The 15,244-nt window shown below is 72.5% G+C and carries 13 protein-coding genes; 9 read left to right on the forward strand and 4 right to left on the reverse strand.

What is annotated here, in order from left to right; translation table 11 throughout:
* Positions 1 to 20 precede the first annotated feature (20 nt).
* Complete coding sequence (locus BM286_RS02440; RefSeq protein WP_092920002.1) at positions 21 to 452, reverse strand: DUF1810 domain-containing protein; 432 nt, start codon at positions 450 to 452, stop codon at positions 21 to 23.
* 142 nt (positions 453 to 594) lie between these two features.
* On the opposite strand from BM286_RS02440, the gene BM286_RS02445 reads away from it, so the two are divergent.
* Together BM286_RS02445 and BM286_RS02450 are read left to right on the forward strand one after the other, a co-directional pair.
* Positions 595 to 1,455 carry a YqcI/YcgG family protein gene (locus BM286_RS02445; RefSeq protein ID WP_092920003.1) on the forward strand — a complete coding sequence of 287 codons (861 nt, stop codon included), beginning with the start codon at positions 595 to 597 and terminating at the stop codon, positions 1,453 to 1,455.
* Positions 1,448 to 2,017 (forward strand): cysteine hydrolase family protein, encoded by a 570-nt coding sequence (locus BM286_RS02450; RefSeq protein ID WP_092920004.1) that lies wholly within the window; start codon positions 1,448 to 1,450, stop codon positions 2,015 to 2,017. The genes BM286_RS02445 and BM286_RS02450 overlap by 8 nt, the downstream gene beginning before the upstream one ends.
* Before the next feature lie 16 nt (positions 2,018 to 2,033).
* On the opposite strand, the gene BM286_RS02455 is transcribed toward BM286_RS02450, so the two are convergent.
* Positions 2,034 to 3,500: an MATE family efflux transporter gene (locus BM286_RS02455; protein WP_092920005.1), complete on the reverse strand. Its 1,467-nt coding sequence runs from the start codon at positions 3,498 to 3,500 to the stop codon at positions 2,034 to 2,036.
* Positions 3,501 to 3,768: 268 nt separating this feature from the next.
* Between BM286_RS02455 and BM286_RS02460 the strand changes: the two genes are divergently transcribed.
* Both BM286_RS02460 and BM286_RS02465 read left to right on the forward strand, forming a co-directional pair.
* Positions 3,769 to 5,262: a HEAT repeat domain-containing protein gene (locus BM286_RS02460; RefSeq protein ID WP_092920006.1), complete on the forward strand. Its 1,494-nt coding sequence runs from the start codon at positions 3,769 to 3,771 to the stop codon at positions 5,260 to 5,262.
* A gap of 130 nt (positions 5,263 to 5,392) precedes the next feature.
* Entirely contained in the window at positions 5,393 to 7,069 is a 1,677-nt protein-coding gene (locus tag BM286_RS02465; RefSeq protein WP_092920476.1) for a phospholipase D-like domain-containing protein, read from the forward strand.
* A gap of 36 nt (positions 7,070 to 7,105) precedes the next feature.
* Here the strand turns inward: BM286_RS02465 and BM286_RS02470 are convergent, their stop codons facing one another.
* Positions 7,106 to 9,079: a DHH family phosphoesterase gene (locus BM286_RS02470; protein ID WP_092920007.1), complete on the reverse strand. Its 1,974-nt coding sequence runs from the start codon at positions 9,077 to 9,079 to the stop codon at positions 7,106 to 7,108.
* Between the two features lie 139 nt (positions 9,080 to 9,218).
* On the opposite strand from BM286_RS02470, the gene BM286_RS02475 reads away from it, so the two are divergent.
* From BM286_RS02475 to BM286_RS15815, 5 genes are all read left to right on the forward strand, one after another.
* Positions 9,219 to 9,734: a Mov34/MPN/PAD-1 family protein gene (locus BM286_RS02475; RefSeq protein WP_092920008.1), complete on the forward strand. Its 516-nt coding sequence runs from the start codon at positions 9,219 to 9,221 to the stop codon at positions 9,732 to 9,734.
* The gene (locus tag BM286_RS02480) at positions 9,731 to 10,183 is read left to right on the forward strand and encodes an adenylyltransferase/cytidyltransferase family protein (protein ID WP_092920009.1); all 453 of its coding nucleotides are present in this window, start codon (positions 9,731 to 9,733) and stop codon (positions 10,181 to 10,183) included. The genes BM286_RS02475 and BM286_RS02480 overlap by 4 nt, the downstream gene beginning before the upstream one ends.
* 96 nt (positions 10,184 to 10,279) lie before the next feature.
* Positions 10,280 to 11,683 carry a heme o synthase gene (locus tag BM286_RS02485; RefSeq protein WP_092920010.1) on the forward strand — a complete coding sequence of 468 codons (1,404 nt, stop codon included), beginning with the start codon at positions 10,280 to 10,282 and terminating at the stop codon, positions 11,681 to 11,683.
* Between the two features lie 80 nt (positions 11,684 to 11,763).
* On the forward strand, positions 11,764 to 12,006 hold the full coding sequence (locus BM286_RS02490) for a SelT/SelW/SelH family protein (RefSeq protein WP_092920011.1): 243 nt from the start codon (positions 11,764 to 11,766) through the stop codon (positions 12,004 to 12,006).
* A gap of 321 nt (positions 12,007 to 12,327) precedes the next feature.
* The gene (locus BM286_RS15815) at positions 12,328 to 12,708 is read left to right on the forward strand and encodes a hypothetical protein (protein ID WP_241988304.1); all 381 of its coding nucleotides are present in this window, start codon (positions 12,328 to 12,330) and stop codon (positions 12,706 to 12,708) included.
* 13 nt (positions 12,709 to 12,721) lie between these two features.
* On the opposite strand, the gene BM286_RS02500 is transcribed toward BM286_RS15815, so the two are convergent.
* Positions 12,722 to 15,145 carry a heavy metal translocating P-type ATPase gene (locus BM286_RS02500; protein ID WP_092920012.1) on the reverse strand — a complete coding sequence of 808 codons (2,424 nt, stop codon included), beginning with the start codon at positions 15,143 to 15,145 and terminating at the stop codon, positions 12,722 to 12,724.
* Positions 15,146 to 15,244 lie beyond the last annotated feature (99 nt).

Below are 15,244 nucleotides of genomic sequence, written 5' to 3' on the forward strand. Positions count from 1 at the left end.
GTCGGGGATCGGCTCCGACCTCAGTTGTCGCGCAGGAACCGGAGCGTCTTCGGGTCGGGCTCGTCGTAGTACCGCTCCAGCGCCGTCCCGAACGGTTCGGACTCGTCCGCGACAGAGTCGAACAGCGTCATCGACGACCGGAACTTCAGGTCGTCCGGCGACCCAAACACTTCGTGCGCTGTCCGTCCCTCCAGGGCGTTGACGATCTCCGTACACTCCCGTAGCCGCGGCCCCAGCGTCGAGTGTGCGAGGTACGCGCTCGCCTCCTCGCGGGACCCGATCGCGTAGCGCCGGGAGGTCCGGCTGCTCCCCAACCCCTCGACCTGCGGGAACACGTACCACATCCAGTGGCCGCGCTTCCGTCCCGATCGCAGCTCCTCTTTGGCCGACTCGATCACGCCGGCCTGCGCTTCGACGAAGCGGTCGAGGCCGTGGGGGTCGCCGTCGGACATCTCGTCGGACGACGTTCCCGCCGAGCCGAAATAAATCCGGGTACCGGACCGCCGGGTCTCCGTGTCTCGAACTCGACCGCGCCGGTTCCCACCGCGCCGAACCCGGCGAAAGCCAAAAGACCGTCTCGCCCCGATAACGCGCATGAACGAGCCCGGAACCGAGGGCGTGCTGCTGGACCAGGAGACGCTCCGCGGTCGGCTCGACGACGCGCCGCCGTGGCTCCGCGAGCACTACCGAACCTTCCGGGAGTCGATGCTCGGCGAGCGCGACGGGTCGCCGTTCCCCTGCTACTTCGGCATCGAGGCCGAGCGCGAGGGCGACCTCCTCTACGCGGCCTGCGAGTCGACGACGGACCCAGCCGCGCTGTTGCGGCTGCGCGACGTCCTCTTGGAGTACCTCGACACCTACGCGGACCACGCCGACCGCGCGCCGCTCGCGGTGTTCTTCAGGCCGCCGGCCGGGGACCGGGGCGAGGCGCACTACCACGAGCGGCTCTGGCACGTGCTGGAGTTCCTCCACGTCCACGACCCGGAGCCGTGGCCCGACGACATCCCGACCGACCCGGACACGCCGCGCTGGGAGTTCTGCTTCGGCGGCGAACCGCTGTTCCCCACGTCGCGGGCGCCCTTCTACGACGAGCGGAAGAGCCGGTACTCGCCGGTCGGGCTGGAGGTCACCTTCCAGCCCCGCGCCGTCTTCGAGGGGATCACGGCCGACACCGAGGCCGGCGAGCGCGCCCGCGAGGCGATCCGCGACCGGATGGGCGAGTACGACGGGGTCTGTCCCCACGCCGACCTCGGAGACTGGGGCGCCGAGGGCGACCGCGAGTGGACGCAGTACCTCTTCCGCGAGGACGACGAGGCGAGCCCCGACGCCTGCCCGCTCGACCCCGCGCGAGATCACCCGCGGGCGCGCGAGTCCCTGCTGGAACCCGGCGCGTGGCGTCGGTTCGCGGGCGGAGACCGGAGCGACCCGCCGGTCGCGGAGAGCGCGGATGACTGAGCCGATCGCGCTCCCCGACGACGCCGTCCTCCTCCTCGTCGACTTCCAGACCGGCTTCGACGAGCCGGGCTGGGGCGAGCGCAACAACCCCGACGCCGAGGCGGTCGCGGCCGCCCTCCTCGACCGCTGGCGCGCCACCGGCCGCCCCGTCGCGCACGTGCGACACGCATCGACGGAGCCGGACTCGCCGCTCCGCCCCGACGCCCCCGGCTTCGCGTGGAAGCCCGAGACGGCCCCCGCCGACGGGGAACCGACGTTCGAGAAGTCGGTCAACGGCGCCTTCCTCGACTCAGGGCTCGACGAGTGGCTCCGCGAGGCGGGCCACGAGTCGCTCGTCGTCTGCGGGCTCACCACGGACCACTGCGTCTCGACAACGACGCGCGAGGCCGAGAACCGCGGCTACGACGTCCGCGTGGTCGCCGACGCGACCGCGACTCACGCCCGCGAGGCGCCGGACGGCGATCGGATCGACCCCGAGACCTCTCACCGCGTCGCGCTCGCGCACCTGCGCGGCGAGTTCGCGACGGTCGTCGAGAGCGCGGAGCTGCTGGCGGAGGCCTGAGCCGAGGCGCCCGCGGTTAGTCGTCGTCGGTCGTCCCGGCGACCGCTTCGCCGCCGCTCGCGCGCTCGGCGGCGTTCGCGAACATCCCGCGCCGCGTCGCGTACAGGAAGTACGCGCCGAGGCCGAGGAAGCCGAGGACGTTCGAGGCCGCGACCGCCCAGAAGACGGCCGCGACGCCCCAGCCCAGCCCCGGCGTCACCGTGACGCCGAAGGCGCCGAACGTCGTCGCGGCGGGAACGGCCGCGAGCGCGATCGGGAACCGGACCGCCCAGTACTTGATCAGGTCGGCGGCGAACGAGGTGCGGGTGCGGGAGGCGCCGTTGAACGCGGCTAACAGGGTGTAGGTCCCGCCGAGCGCCCAGTACGAGGCGCCGAGGATCCGGAGGTACGTGACCGCGAGGTCGCGTCCCGCCGCGGTGAGGTCCGGGGCGAGCAGGTCCGCGATTCCCCCGGCGAACAGGAACTGGACGGCGCCGAGCGCGAGGAACCCCGCGACGACCATCGCGGTGCCGACGGTGGTCGTCCGGCGGGCGCGCGCGGGAGCGTCCGCGCCGACGTTCTGCCCGATCATCGACTGGGCGGCCTGCTGTATCCCGAGCGCCGGGACGATCGCCAGCGTCGCGACCCGCGCGCCGACCGTGTACGCCGCGACGCCCGCCGTCCCGCCGGCGATCGCGACGAGGCCGACGACGAGGACCCTGACCAGCTCGCTCACGCCGCGCTGGCCGCCGAGCGGGAGGCCGACGGAGACGACCTCGCGGACGGTCGCGGGATCGAACGCGAACGCCCGGCGGGTGAGCCGGAACGTGTCGCGGCCGATCCCTGCGGCGTACCCGAGGATCCACAGGAGTCCGGCGACGCCGGCGAGCGCGGTGCCGATCGCGGCGCCGGCGACGCCGAGTTCCGGGGCCGGCCCGACCCCGAAGATGAGCACCGGCGCGGCCACGAGGTTGACGAGGACGCCCACGAGGCTCACGTGGAACACCGCGCGGGTGTCGCCGTACGCCGTGAAGCAGTTCTCGACGGTGTCGCCGACGGCGCCGACGGGGAGGACGGCGACCACGATCGCGAGGTACGTCGCCGTCGTCCCGGCGAGCGCCGGGTCCGCCCCGAGCAGCGTTACCACCTCCTCGGCGTAGACGACAACCGGAACCGCGACCGCAGCGGTGACCGCGAGCGCGACGAGCGCGCCGTTGACCGCGACGCGGCGCGCGCCCGCCTCGTCGTCGTCGCCGGCGCGCTGCGCGACGAGGATCTGGGTGCCGACCGCGCCGATCACGACCGTCGCGCCGAGCAGCGACTGGATCGGGAGGCTGAGGCCGACGGCGGCGACCGCGTCCTCGCCGACCCGCCCGAGCCAGAACGTGTCGATCAGCGCGTTGGCGACGTACACGACGTTCTGCGCGACGAGCGGCGCGGCGAGGACGAGCAACACGCGCCCGACCGGCCCGTCGGTGACCGCCTCTCGGTCGACGTCCCACATCGAATCGTTTCGGTATTAGAAGGAGATAATAAAAGAGTGCTGGTCGTGAACACGACTCTCGAACCGGAGGGTCCGCCGTCGGTTCGTCCCGGCTCACCGGCGGTCCGGCCGTCCCGCGGCGGCGGTCGGTCTCCGGTCGCAGGCGGTCTGTCCGCCGCGCACACCGTCCCGGTTCCGCGCGCTCGGCGCCGGCCCGGTTCCGCGCACAGGCCGCTTGCCGCCCGCGAAGGGAAACCTCTTAATGGACTACACACGGACTCTGTGATATATGAGCAACGGCGACGACGACCCGGCCGACGCCTCCGAGGAGGCCGACGCCGCGGACGACGGCGGGGACGCCGGCGAGTCGGCGGAGACGGCCGCCCCGACGCTCCCCGATGACGCGACCGAGGAGTCCCTGACCGAGTACCTCGACGAGATCGCCGACCGCCTCGAGGCCGCCGAGACGGAGGCCGACCTCGACGATGTCGAGGCGCTCTTAGACGACGCGGAGACCGGGATCGAGGAGGCGGACCTCCCCGAGCCGGACGAGGACGACGAGGACGCCGACGACCCCCGCGGCGACCTCGAAGCCCGCGTCGCGGAGCTCCGCGAGGGGGTCGAAGACGCCCGCGGCCCCTACGGAGAAGACGTCGTCGACGCGGTCGAGGCGGCCGCCGGGACGGTCGAGGACACGGAGTGGACCGACGCCGGGCACGACGACGTCGCGGCCGCCGTCGCGTCGTTCGTCGCCGAGGCCGCCGACGCGATCGACGACGCGGCCCCTGACGCGATCGACGACGCGGCCCCTGACGCGATCGACGTGGCGCCCGACGCGATCGACGGGGCCGAGGAGGACCCCGAGGCGCTCTTAGACGAGGTCGCGGACGGCGAGGAGACCGACGACGCCCCCGGGCCGATACCCGTCGATCGGCTCACCGCGGCGCTCGACGCCGTCGCCGCGGCGGTCGCAGACGCCGGCTTCGACGCGGACGACGACGCGGACGTGATCGCCGCGCTGCTGGAGGCGACCGGCGACCTGGAGGCCGCCCTCGACGACGCCGAGGAGTGGGACGACCTCGAGACCCACGAGCAGCTCCGGGCGCAGGAGTACTACGATGTGCTCGGCCACTACAAGGACTTCCCGGTGGAGTGGGCCGCGCTGAAGGAGCACGAGTCGCGCGGGAACGTCGACATGATCCTGCTCGCGCTCGACTCGCTCCAGTCCGAGTTCATGGAGCGCCACTGCCTGGAGGCGTTCGAGCGGATGGGCAAGCGCGGCAAGACGGACGACTCCGTCGAGGAGGTCCTCGGCCGCGCCGAGAAGCGCGACCGGCCCGCGATCCGGATACTCGGGAAGATGGCGGCCGCGGAGGCGACCGACACCCTGATCGAGTACGTCGGCGAGGACTCGAACCCGCAGCTCCAGAAGGCGACGTTCAAAGCCCTCGGCGAGATCGGCGCGCCCGAGGCGGTCCAGCCGCTCGCGGACCGGCTCGACCCCGACGGCGACACCGACGAGCTGGTCCGTCCCCACGCCGCCCGCGCGCTCGGGCTGATCGGCGACACCCGCGCCGTCAAGCCGCTCGCCGACGCGCTCGAAGCGCACCCGTCCGACGACGTCCGCGCGGCCGCCGGCTGGGCGCTGCGGCAGATCGGCACCCGCGAGGCGCTCGAAGCGGTCGCCGAGTACGCCGACGAGCGCTCGTTCGTCGTCTCGACCGAGGGCGAGAAGGCGCTGGACGCGCTCGACGACGAGACCGAGCCCGCGGCGACGGCCTGAATCGCCCGCGACTGTCCGTCTCGGGTCCAAGTAATCGTCCCGGTCGCGAACCCTTTTATCAGATACCGGTGACAGGTCCCCCGTGTCGCTCCGTCCTCCGAAACGCCCGTCTCGCGTCGCGACGCTCGTCCTGCTCGTCGCGGTGACGAGCGTCGCCTGCTGTTCCACGGCGGCTGCCGCCCCTCTCGACGGGGGTGAACCGACGCCGACGAACGCGTCCGACGCCGCCCGTGAGCCGCGGATCGTCGAGCTGTACCCGAACCCGGCGACGGAGGAGGACCGCGGCGAGTACCTCGTCGTCTCCCTCCCGGAGCGCGGGAACTGGTCGCTCTCCGACGGCTACTACGACGCCGACATCCCGGCGAACGCGAGCGGAACCGTGACGCTGTCGATGGCGCCGAACCGGACCGCGTCGATCCTCGGCGGCTCCGCGGGGGATACCGAGGCGACGGGTCCCGACACCCCGGAGATCCGTCGCCTGAACGACTATTTTCCCCTCTCGGCCTCGGGCGAACGGATCGAACTCCGTCGTGACGGAGCCGCGGTCGACGTCGCCGCCTACGACCGCGCCAGCGAGGGGGACCGCTGGCGGGCCGCGTGGGGGGAGTGGCGGCCGCGAGGGTACGAGCCCCGGTCGCCGCGTCGAACGCCGGGCGCCGCCGTCACGCCGTTCGTCCTCCCGGACAGTCCCGGGATGCCCGTCGAACCGTTCCGAACCGCCGACGACCGCCTGTTCGTCGCCGGCTACACGCTGGCGTCGGAGCGGGTCGTCGAGGCGCTCGCCGCCGCGGCCGACCGCGGGGTGCGCGTTCGGGTGCTGCTGGAGGGCTCGCCGGTCGGCGGATTCTCGTCGCGGAGCGCGAAACTGATCGACCGGCTGACGGCCGCCGGCGTCGAGGTCCGGATCCTCGACGGCGAGGTCGAACGGTTCCGGTTCCACCACCCCAAGTACGCGGTCGCGGACGACGACGCCGTCGTCCTCACGGAGAACTGGAAGCCGTCCGGCACGGGCGGGCGGAGCAACCGCGGGTGGGGAGCGCTCGTCGAAGGCGACACCGGTATCGAGGGGAGCACCGGGACCGAGGGGGGCACCGCCTCCGAGCGCAACGCGACCGTCGCGGACGACCTCGCCGCGCTGTTCCTCGCCGACTTTCGGGCGCACGACGCGCGGCGGTGGCGCGATTTTCGCGCCGATACCGAGTTCTACGACGGCGGGCGGGCGAACGGCTCGTTCCCGACCCGGTTCGAGGCTCCGAGGGAGCCGGCGGCGGCGAACGTGACCGTCCTGACCGCGCCCGGCAACGCGGCCGACCGGATCGTCGCGCGGATCGACGCGGCCGACGAGCGGGTGCTCGCGGTCGTGCCGCGCGTCGGCGGTCCCGACGGTCGGATCGTGCGCGCGCTCCGACGTGCGGCCGACCGCGGCGTCGACGTTCACCTGCTCCTCTCGAACGCGTGGTACGACCGCGAGGAGAACCGGAACCTCTCGGCGGCGCTCGCGAACGAACCGATCGCGGTCGACCTCGCGGCGCCGCGCGGTCGGTACGGGAAGGTCCACGCGAAGGGACTCGTCGTCGACGACACGGCGATCGTCGGCAGCCTCAACTGGAACCCGAGCGCGACGACGAACAACCGGGAGGTCCTGATCGCGATGGAGAACGAGTCCGTCGCGGACTTCTACGCCCGCGCGTACGCCGCCGACTGGCGCGGCGGCGGCGTTCACCTCCCGATCACGCTCGTCGCCGGGTTCGGCGTCGCCCTCGCGGGGGCCGGTGCCGTCGCTCGGCGCGGAGTCGAGTTCGGCTGAAAACGACGTCGACTGTCGGCGGTCGCGGCCGCCGGCTCAGTCGTCGAGCGCGATGGTCGACGAGAGCGCCTCGTCGATCTCGGCGCCGGCCATCTTCTCGACGAGCGCCTCGATGACCTCGCTCCGGCGGCCCTTCACGAACTTGATCGAGCCGACGACGAGGTGGCCGCCGCCGGAGACGCCGGCCTCGGGCAGCTCCTCGTTCAGCTCGGTCACCATGTTCGGGATATCGAGCCGGACCCCGTCGGAGCGGAGCACGCAGAAGTCGGGCCCGTAGCCGATGGTGATGACCGGGTCGCCCGTCTCCTTCACCCGCGCGTCGTGGAGTTCGCCGGTCGTCTTCCCCGGCGCGGGGTAGGTGAACCGGTGGGCGTACTCGTCTAGGTCGATCCGGTAGAGGTGCGCGCCGGAGGCGAGCCGCTCGTATTCGACGTGGTCGTCGACGGCGTCGAGCTGGCGATCCACGTCGCGTTCGGCGCGCTCCGAGAGGAACTCCACGAGCTCCTCGTGACGCTGTTCGTCGTCGCAGCCCACGTTCAGGGCGTCGTTGACCAGCGTCTTCCCCTCGGAGTAGCGGAGCCAGTGGGCGGCGTAGTCGAGCGCCTCGCCGATGTCGAGGAGGTCGGACTCGTCGTACCCCGCGCCCGCGGCGAGCGCGACGTAGTCGTCCATCGCCTCCGCCTTCGAGCGGTCGGAGAGGCCGGCGACCGCCGGCACGTGTTCGAGCTCCTCGGTGAGCGATGGGTCGATCAGGCGGGCGAGCTCGACGCACATCATCCCCGTCGTGACCCGGTAGTCCTCGCCGTGGAGGTAGGGATTGACGTGGGCGTCGAGCAGCGGCTCGACCGCCTCGGGGTCGGGGTGGTGGTGGTCGACGGCCGCGATGGGGATGTCGTAGTGCGCGAGGTTCTCGTAGGCCGGCACGTCCTCCTCGGTCGACCCGTTGTCGAGCATCAGCAGGAAGGGGAGCTTCTGCCCGTGGCGGGCCCGGCCTTCGAGCGCGAAGTTGAGGTCGCGGGTGACGTCCTCCATCTCGTAGTAGGGCGCCTTGCTCGGGAGCCGCTTGAACAGGTGGCGCGCCGCGTCCGGGTCCCCGTGGACCTCCTCGATCAGGTTCTCGACGGCGAGCTGGACCGGGATCGCGGCGCACATCCCGTCGCCGTCGGCGTGGTGCCGGACGCGGATCGGGCGGCCGGCGAGGACGGTCCGGCGGAGGAGTCGCGCGAGCTCGCGGAGGTCCTCGTGGATCGGCTCGAACGCCTCCCACTCGACGAGCGGGTCGACGTCGGCGGGCTCGGCGCGCTCGTCGAGGGCCGTCTCGTAGCGCTCGCGGGCGTCGCCGGCGCGCTCGTCGGAGAGCCGCTTCAGCGAGTCGACCTCGAGCTGGAGCGCCTCCTCGCGGCTCTCGATCGTCCCCGAGGCGTGGACCATGTCGCCGACCTCGACCTCGGGGTACGCCCGGACGCCGGCGGACTCGAAGGCGGCACAGGAGAGGACGCCGGAGGCGTCCGCGACGGCGAACACCGTCGGGCCGCCCGTCTGTTTCGCCTGGACGACCTCCCCCTCGACCGTGACCTCGTCGCCCGGGGTGAGCCCCCGGACCCGCGAGACGGTCGGTTCGTGGGCGACGGCTTCGGTGCGGTAGTCGTCGGGGTCGACGTCGTCGAACGCCACGTCGCCGTTCTCCTTCACCTCGGTGAGCCGGACGATCAGCCGGTCGCCGACCGCGTACTCGCCGTCGAGGTTCGACTCGTGGACCAGGCCGCTCACGGCGTCGGAGAGGTCGACGAACACGCCGTAGTCGACGACGCCGTTGACCTCCGCGTGGTACAGGGCGTCGACTTCTGCGTCTTCGAGGGTGCAGTCCGGCGCCAGGTCGTAGACGGTCGGGCGGTCGCCGGTCGCGCTCTCCGCTCGCTCGTCCTCGGCCGTCCCCTCCGCCGCGTCGGCGTCGAGTTCGGGGCTCGAATCGCCCCGCGTGCCGGAATCTCCGGCGGTGTTTTCGCTCATGGACACGTCTCGGGAACGGCCGGTGTTAAGCCTGTTCTCTCGGGGCTCACGGCACCGGACTCGATCGTCGACGGCCGAGAGACCCATCCGCGTCCCGCGGTCCGGAACCCCTATGAGGCGACGGCGACTTGTCTCGTTCATGCGACTGTTCCGCTCGGACAAGCTCCTCGGCATCGCCCGAGAGACCCTGGAGTTCGTGCTCGAGGCGAGCGAGGAGACGCACCCCAACGAGTACATGGGGTTCCTCCGCGCGGACGACGCCCGGAAGCTGGACCTCGACCGGGACGGCCAGGTGATCACCGACGTGCTCGTCATCCCGGGCACGGAGTCGAGCCCGACGAGCGCCAGCGTCCGCTCGCACATGAAGCCGAACGACATGCGCGCGGTCGGGTCGGTCCACTCGCACCCGAACGGCGCGCTGCGCCCGAGCGACGCCGACCTCGCCACCTTCGGACAGGGGAAGGTGCACATCATCGTGGGCGCTCCCTACGGGTGGGGCGACTGGAAGGCGTTCGACAACGAGGGGGCCCAGACCACCCTCGACGTGCTCGACGTGGCGGTGCCCGACGAGCACTTCTTCGATTTCACCCAGGCGGACATCGACCGCGAGCTGGACGACCGCGACTCCGGCGGCTTCCTCTCGTGGTTCAGATGACGCGGGTCGTCGCGCAGGGGACCTTCGACCTGCTTCACCCCGGCCACGTCCACTACCTGGAGGACGCGGCGACGTACGGCGACGAGCTCCACGCGATCGTCGCCCGCCGCCCCAACGTCACGCACAAGCCCGCGCCGGTGCTGTGCGCCCGCCAGCGGCGCGACATGGTCGACGCCCTCGACGCGGTCGACGAGGCGCACCTCGGGGACCCCGAGGACGTGTTCGTCCCCATCGAGCGGCTCGACCCCGACGTGATCGTGTTGGGGTTCGACCAGCACCACGACGAGGCCGACATCGCGGCCGCCCTCGACGCCCGCGAGATCGACTGCCGCGTCGAGCGCGCCTCGGGCCGGGAGCCGAACTACGAGGACGAACTGCTCTCCAGCGGCGACATCGTCGACCGGATCCTCCGCGAGCGCGGCGACGAATCGGACGCGACGCCCTCGTGACTCGCCGCCGGAGGACCCGGTCGACCGCCACGCGCCCGGACTCGCCCGGGGGCGGAAGCGCGGCATCTAAATGGGCTGACTCCCAAATCGAGGTGAGTGAATATCCCCGATAAGTTCCCCGCGGTGTTGGCCGCGGCCGCGATGGGCGTGTACCTCCTCGTCGTCGTCGGTGCGACCACCTCCCTCACGGAGGCGGCGACCGCCTGTGGCGGCTGGCCCGCCTGCGGGGACGGCGCCGCGCTCCCGACGGCGACCGAGGGCTGGATCGCCCTCGGCCACCGCGCGCTCGCGGTCGCCGTCGGGCACCTCGTCGCCCTCTCCGCCGCGCTCGCGTGGCGGAACGGTGCCGACCGTCGGGTTCGCGCCGCGCTCGCGCTCGCGCTCGTCGTCTACCCGGCCCAAGCGGGCGTCGGGGCTCTCGTCGCGGTCGACGGGCTGCCGGCCGCGCTCGAGTCGGTTCACCTCCTCCTCGGCGTCGGCATCTTCGGCGCCGTCCTCGCGGCGCTCGCCTGGTGGCTGGAGAGCGAGACCGGCGTGCCGGACGACGCGCCCGACGATTTCGAACCCGGTACCGACGACCTTCCGCCGATCGAGGACGCGCCGGAGCCGGAGATCCCTTCCGCGACGCTCCCCCGGCTGAAGGCGACCGCGGCGGCGTACTTCCGACTGATGAAGCCGCGGCTGATGTGGCTGCTCTGCCTCGTCGCCGCGGCCGCGATGGCGCTCGCGGGCGGGTCCGGGTTCACGCCCCGGGTCGTGGCCGCGACGCTCGCCGGCGGCGCGCTCTCCATCGGCGCCTCCGGGACGTTCAACCACGTCCTCGAACGCGACGTCGACAAGCGGATGCAACGCACCAGTGACCGCCCGCTGGCGACGGACCTGGTCCCGGTCACGAACGCCCTCGCGTTCGGCGGCCTGCTCGCGGTCGCCTCCCTCGCGCTGTTCTGGACGGTGAACCCCCTGACGGCCGCGCTCGGGCTGGTCGCCATCGCGTTCTACAGCGTCGTGTACACCCTTGTGTTGAAGCCCAACACGGTCCAGAACACCGTCATCGGCGGCGCGGCCGGCGCGCTCCCGGCGCTCATCGGTTGGGCCGCGGTCACGGGCGAGGTCGGCGGCGGCGGGCTGCTGCTCGCCGCGGTGATCTTCCTGTGGACGCCGGCGCACTTCTACAACCTCGCGTTGGCGTACAAGGATGACTACGAGCGCGGCGGCTTCCCGATGATGCCCGTCGTCCGCGGCGAGACCGCGACGCGCCGTCACATCCTCTGGTACCTCGGCGCGACGCTCGTCGCCGCGGTCGCGCTCGCCGCGGCCGCCGACCCGCTCGGCGCGCTGTACGCCGTCGTCGGGGTGGCCGTCGGAGGGGTCTTCCTCTGGACGGTCGTCCGGCTCCACTACGAGCAGACCGAGGGGGCGGCGTTCCGCGCGTTCCACGCCTCGAACGCCTACCTCGGCCTGCTGCTGTTCGCGGTCGTCTTCGACGCGCTGGTGGTCTGAGGCGGTCGGCGGCTCGCTCGGACGATCCGGGGCCGACCGCGACCCTCCCCTTTAATCCGGTTGGCGTACTACCGTCGAGTATGACACGCGTCGAAATCGAGTACTGCGTCCCGTGTGGCATGTTGAACCGCGCTCAGGACGTCTCAGAGGCGATCCTCAAACAGTTCGGCGAGAGCGTCGACGAGGTCGCCCTGGTGACCGGCGACGCGGGCGTGTTCATCGTCCGCGCCGACGGCGAGGTCGTCTTCGACAAGGAGGAAGACGAGTACGACGTCGACGCCATCGTCCGCGCGGTCAAGCCGCACGTCGGCGCGACCGCGTAACATCCGACCGCGGTCTCGGCGTCGCTCTTCTCGTCGACGCAGCGCCTCGAAATTCCTTGCGGATAGTTCACGAGGCGCAAGCTAACTGTCGCTCGGCCGCGAACCGCCCCGGCGATGTCGGACGCATCGGAGTGGGCCCGCGACGAACCTCCCGCCGAGCACCCGACCTCCGGGACCGACGATCCGACGCTGGCGGGTGACCCCGCGTCCGGCGCGGACGACCGACCGTAGCTCGCGCGGACTCGGTATCGGTCCCGGCTCGGAACCGCCGTCGTCGCCGTCGCCGTCCTCCTCACCGCCGCGCTCACGGCCGCGGCGTCCGTGGCCGTCGACGCGCCGTACGCGGGGGTCGAGGGCCTCGGTCCCGGGATCGTCCCCCCCGTTCGTCGCCCTGTTCACCTGCTCGGCGGGCTGGGATTCGTCTCCACCGCCCTGATCGAGCGGTTCGACGCCTCGGTCGGCAGGCTCCTCCGGTACAACCTCCGGCTGCCCGCCGCGCTGCCGCTCGGCGTCGAGATCTACCTGCTCTCGGACCTCGTCCTCGGTCAGGGCGTCGACGACGTGCCGCTCGTCGTCGGGACCGTCTTCCTCTCGGGGCTGTACGTGAACTTCGCGTACAAGCGCCTCGCCGCGCTGGCGCGCCGGCTCCTCCCCCCGGAGAGCGGTCGGAGCGAGGGCGGCACCGGACAGGGCGGGAACTGACCGGCCCGGGGCCTCAGTCCGGGTCGAACACCGCCCGCGCGGAGTTCGTCACCACGAGGAGGCTGCTCGACGCCATCGCGAGCGCGGCCAGCAGGGGATTGAGGACGCCCGAGAGCGCCAACGGGATCGCGACGGCGTTGTAGACGAACGCCCAGCCGAGGTTCTGTTTCAGCCGCCGGTTCGTCCCGCGCGTGACGGCGAACAGCTCCGGGACCGCGGAGAGGCGGTCTTCCAGTAGGACCGCGTCCGCGGCGTCCGCCGCGAGGTCCGTCCCGGAGGCGATCGAGACGCCGAGGTCGGCCGCGGCGAGCGCGGGCGCGTCGTTGCTCCCGTCGCCCACCATCGCGACCGAGCCGTCGGCGCGGAGGCGTCTGACGGTTTCGGCCTTCGCCTCCGGCGGCACCTCCGCGAACACCTCGTCGATCGCGGGGTGGTCCGCGAACCGCGTCGCGGCCGCTGGCGCGTCGCCGGTGAGGACGACCACGCGCCGCCCGTCCGCGTCGAGTTCGGCGACGACCGCCTCCCACCCCTCGCGCACCTCGTCACCGACGGCGAGGACCCCTCGCACGCGACCGTCCCAGCCGACGTAGACGGGGACGTTCCCGCGGTCGCGGGCGGCCGTCCCCGCCTCGCGGAGCCGATCCGCGGCCGGCCAGCCGCGCTCGTCGAAGCAGTCGGGGTGGCCGACGAGGACCTCATCGCCGTCGACGACGCCGGAGACCCCGCGGTCGAGGACGTCGACGTCGGTCGCGGCGGGGCCGTCGAGGGCGTCGGTCACGTCGGCGGTCGGATCCCCGGCGGTCGCGGCCCCGCCGTCGGCCGCGGCCCGTTCCTCGTTTCGGCCCGTCTCGTCTCCCAGCACGCCGGAGACGATCGCCTCGGCGACCGGATGGATCGAGGCGCGCTCGACGGCGGCCGCGCGACTCCGGACCCGGTCGACCGGGGTCCCCGCCTCGGCGGTCGCGTCGAGCAGCCGCATCTCGCCGTCGGTGAGCGTCCCGGTCTTGTCGAGGACGACGGTGTCGACGTCGGCGGCCGCCTCGAAGACGGCGTCGGAGACGACGACGATGCCCCGCTCCGCCGCGTCGCGGATCCCGGCGGCGACCGCGAGCGGGGTCGCCAGCCCGAGCGCGCACGGACACGAGACGATGAGCACCGTCAGCCCGACCAAGGCGGCGTCGATCGGCGCCGAGCCGAGGGCGAGGGTGGCGGCGGCGCCGACGGTCGCGACTGCCACGACGAGCGGGACGAACACCGTCGCCAGCCGGTCGACGAGCCGCTGGATTCCGGACCGCGAGCTCTGGATCTCCCACAGCAGGCGCACGAGGGTGTCGAGGGTGTTCGCCGCGTCCTCGCCGACCTCGATCACGACGGGCGAGTCGGTGACGACGGTGCCGCCGCGGACCGGGTCGCCCTCGCGCTTCGTCGCCGGGAGCGACTCGCCCGTGACCAGGGCCTCGTCGACCGCGGCGGTCCCCTCGGCGACGGTCCCGTCGAACGGCACGCGCTCGCCGGGGCGCACGAGCAGGCGGTCGCCCGGGTCGACCGCGTCGGCGTCGAGTGGCTCGCCCGCCTCGGTGCGCACGGTGCGGTCATCGGTCGTCGTCAGGTCGGCGAGCATGCCCGTCGCCCGGCGCTTAATTATCGACTCGTAGTGGTTGCCGGCGGTGACGACCAGGATCACGGCGATGGTTACGTCGAAGTAGAGGTCGGTCCGGCCGACGAGCAGCGCGAGCGTGCTGTACGCGTACGAGCTCGTCGCCGCGAGCGACACGAGGAGGTCCATGTTGGGCTGTCGCGCCCGGAGGCTCACGTACGCGCCACGCAGGATCGGGTAGCCGGTGTAAAACAGCACGATGGAGGCGAACAGCCAGATCTGCGCGAAGAGGTAGGTGCCGGAGACGCCCCCGAGGTCGACGATCGGATCGTACCCGAAGTAGGTCGGGTACAGGAAGACGACGTACCACAGCATCGCCATCATCCCGAAGAAGCCGCCGCCGATCAGGAACCGGGCCACGGCGTCGTCGCCGTCGTCGGCCGGGTCCGCGCGGTCGCTCGCCGAGTAGCCAGCGACCGAGAGCCGGTCCGGGAGCTCGTCGGCGCTCACGGCGTCGGGGTCGTAGTCGACCCGGATCGTGTCGGTGGCGTAGCTCGCCTCGGCGGCCGCGACCCCGTCCTGCTCGCCGGCCGTCATCTCCAGGAAGGACTCGCAGGTCGCGCAGTGCATCCCGTCGACGTGGAGGAACGTCGTCTCGCCGTCGAACTCCTCGTCCGGCGTCGCGTCCGGGCCCCGCTCGTCGAGGTCGTCGAGGTCCTCGACGTCGTCGAGCGAGCGCGCGACCGTCAGGCAGCCGCGGCAGCAGAACTCGCCGTCGACGTCCGGAGCCGTGTGCGGGTCGTCCCCGGTCGGGAGGTCACAGAGTGTACAGCCTGGCATGCGTGATGGTGTCCGTCGTTCCGCCGAGCGGCGCGTTCCCGGACCGTCGGCCGCTGGGCGGCGTGCCCTCGGCCCGTCCGTCGCCTCGCGGTGCGTCCC

The sequence above is a fragment of the Halorubrum sodomense genome, from assembly GCF_900111935.1.
Classification (GTDB): Archaea; Halobacteriota; Halobacteria; order Halobacteriales; family Haloferacaceae; genus Halorubrum; species Halorubrum sodomense.

Bases quoted from the DNA above. Each gene is read 5' to 3' on its own strand.
- BM286_RS02440 (WP_092920002.1), bottom strand. From the start codon at position 452: ATGTCCGACGGCGACCCCCACGGCCTCGACCGCTTCGTCGAAGCGCAG.
- BM286_RS02445 (WP_092920003.1), top strand. From the start codon at position 595: ATGAACGAGCCCGGAACCGAGGGCGTGCTGCTGGACCAGGAGACGCTC.
- BM286_RS02450 (WP_092920004.1), top strand. From the start codon at position 1,448: ATGACTGAGCCGATCGCGCTCCCCGACGACGCCGTCCTCCTCCTCGTC.
- BM286_RS02455 (WP_092920005.1), bottom strand. From the start codon at position 3,500: ATGTGGGACGTCGACCGAGAGGCGGTCACCGACGGGCCGGTCGGGCGC.
- BM286_RS02460 (WP_092920006.1), top strand. From the start codon at position 3,769: ATGAGCAACGGCGACGACGACCCGGCCGACGCCTCCGAGGAGGCCGAC.
- BM286_RS02470 (WP_092920007.1), bottom strand. From the start codon at position 9,079: ATGAGCGAAAACACCGCCGGAGATTCCGGCACGCGGGGCGATTCGAGC.
- BM286_RS02475 (WP_092920008.1), top strand. From the start codon at position 9,219: ATGCGACTGTTCCGCTCGGACAAGCTCCTCGGCATCGCCCGAGAGACC.
- BM286_RS02480 (WP_092920009.1), top strand. From the start codon at position 9,731: ATGACGCGGGTCGTCGCGCAGGGGACCTTCGACCTGCTTCACCCCGGC.
- BM286_RS02490 (WP_092920011.1), top strand. From the start codon at position 11,764: ATGACACGCGTCGAAATCGAGTACTGCGTCCCGTGTGGCATGTTGAAC.
- BM286_RS02500 (WP_092920012.1), bottom strand. From the start codon at position 15,145: ATGCCAGGCTGTACACTCTGTGACCTCCCGACCGGGGACGACCCGCAC.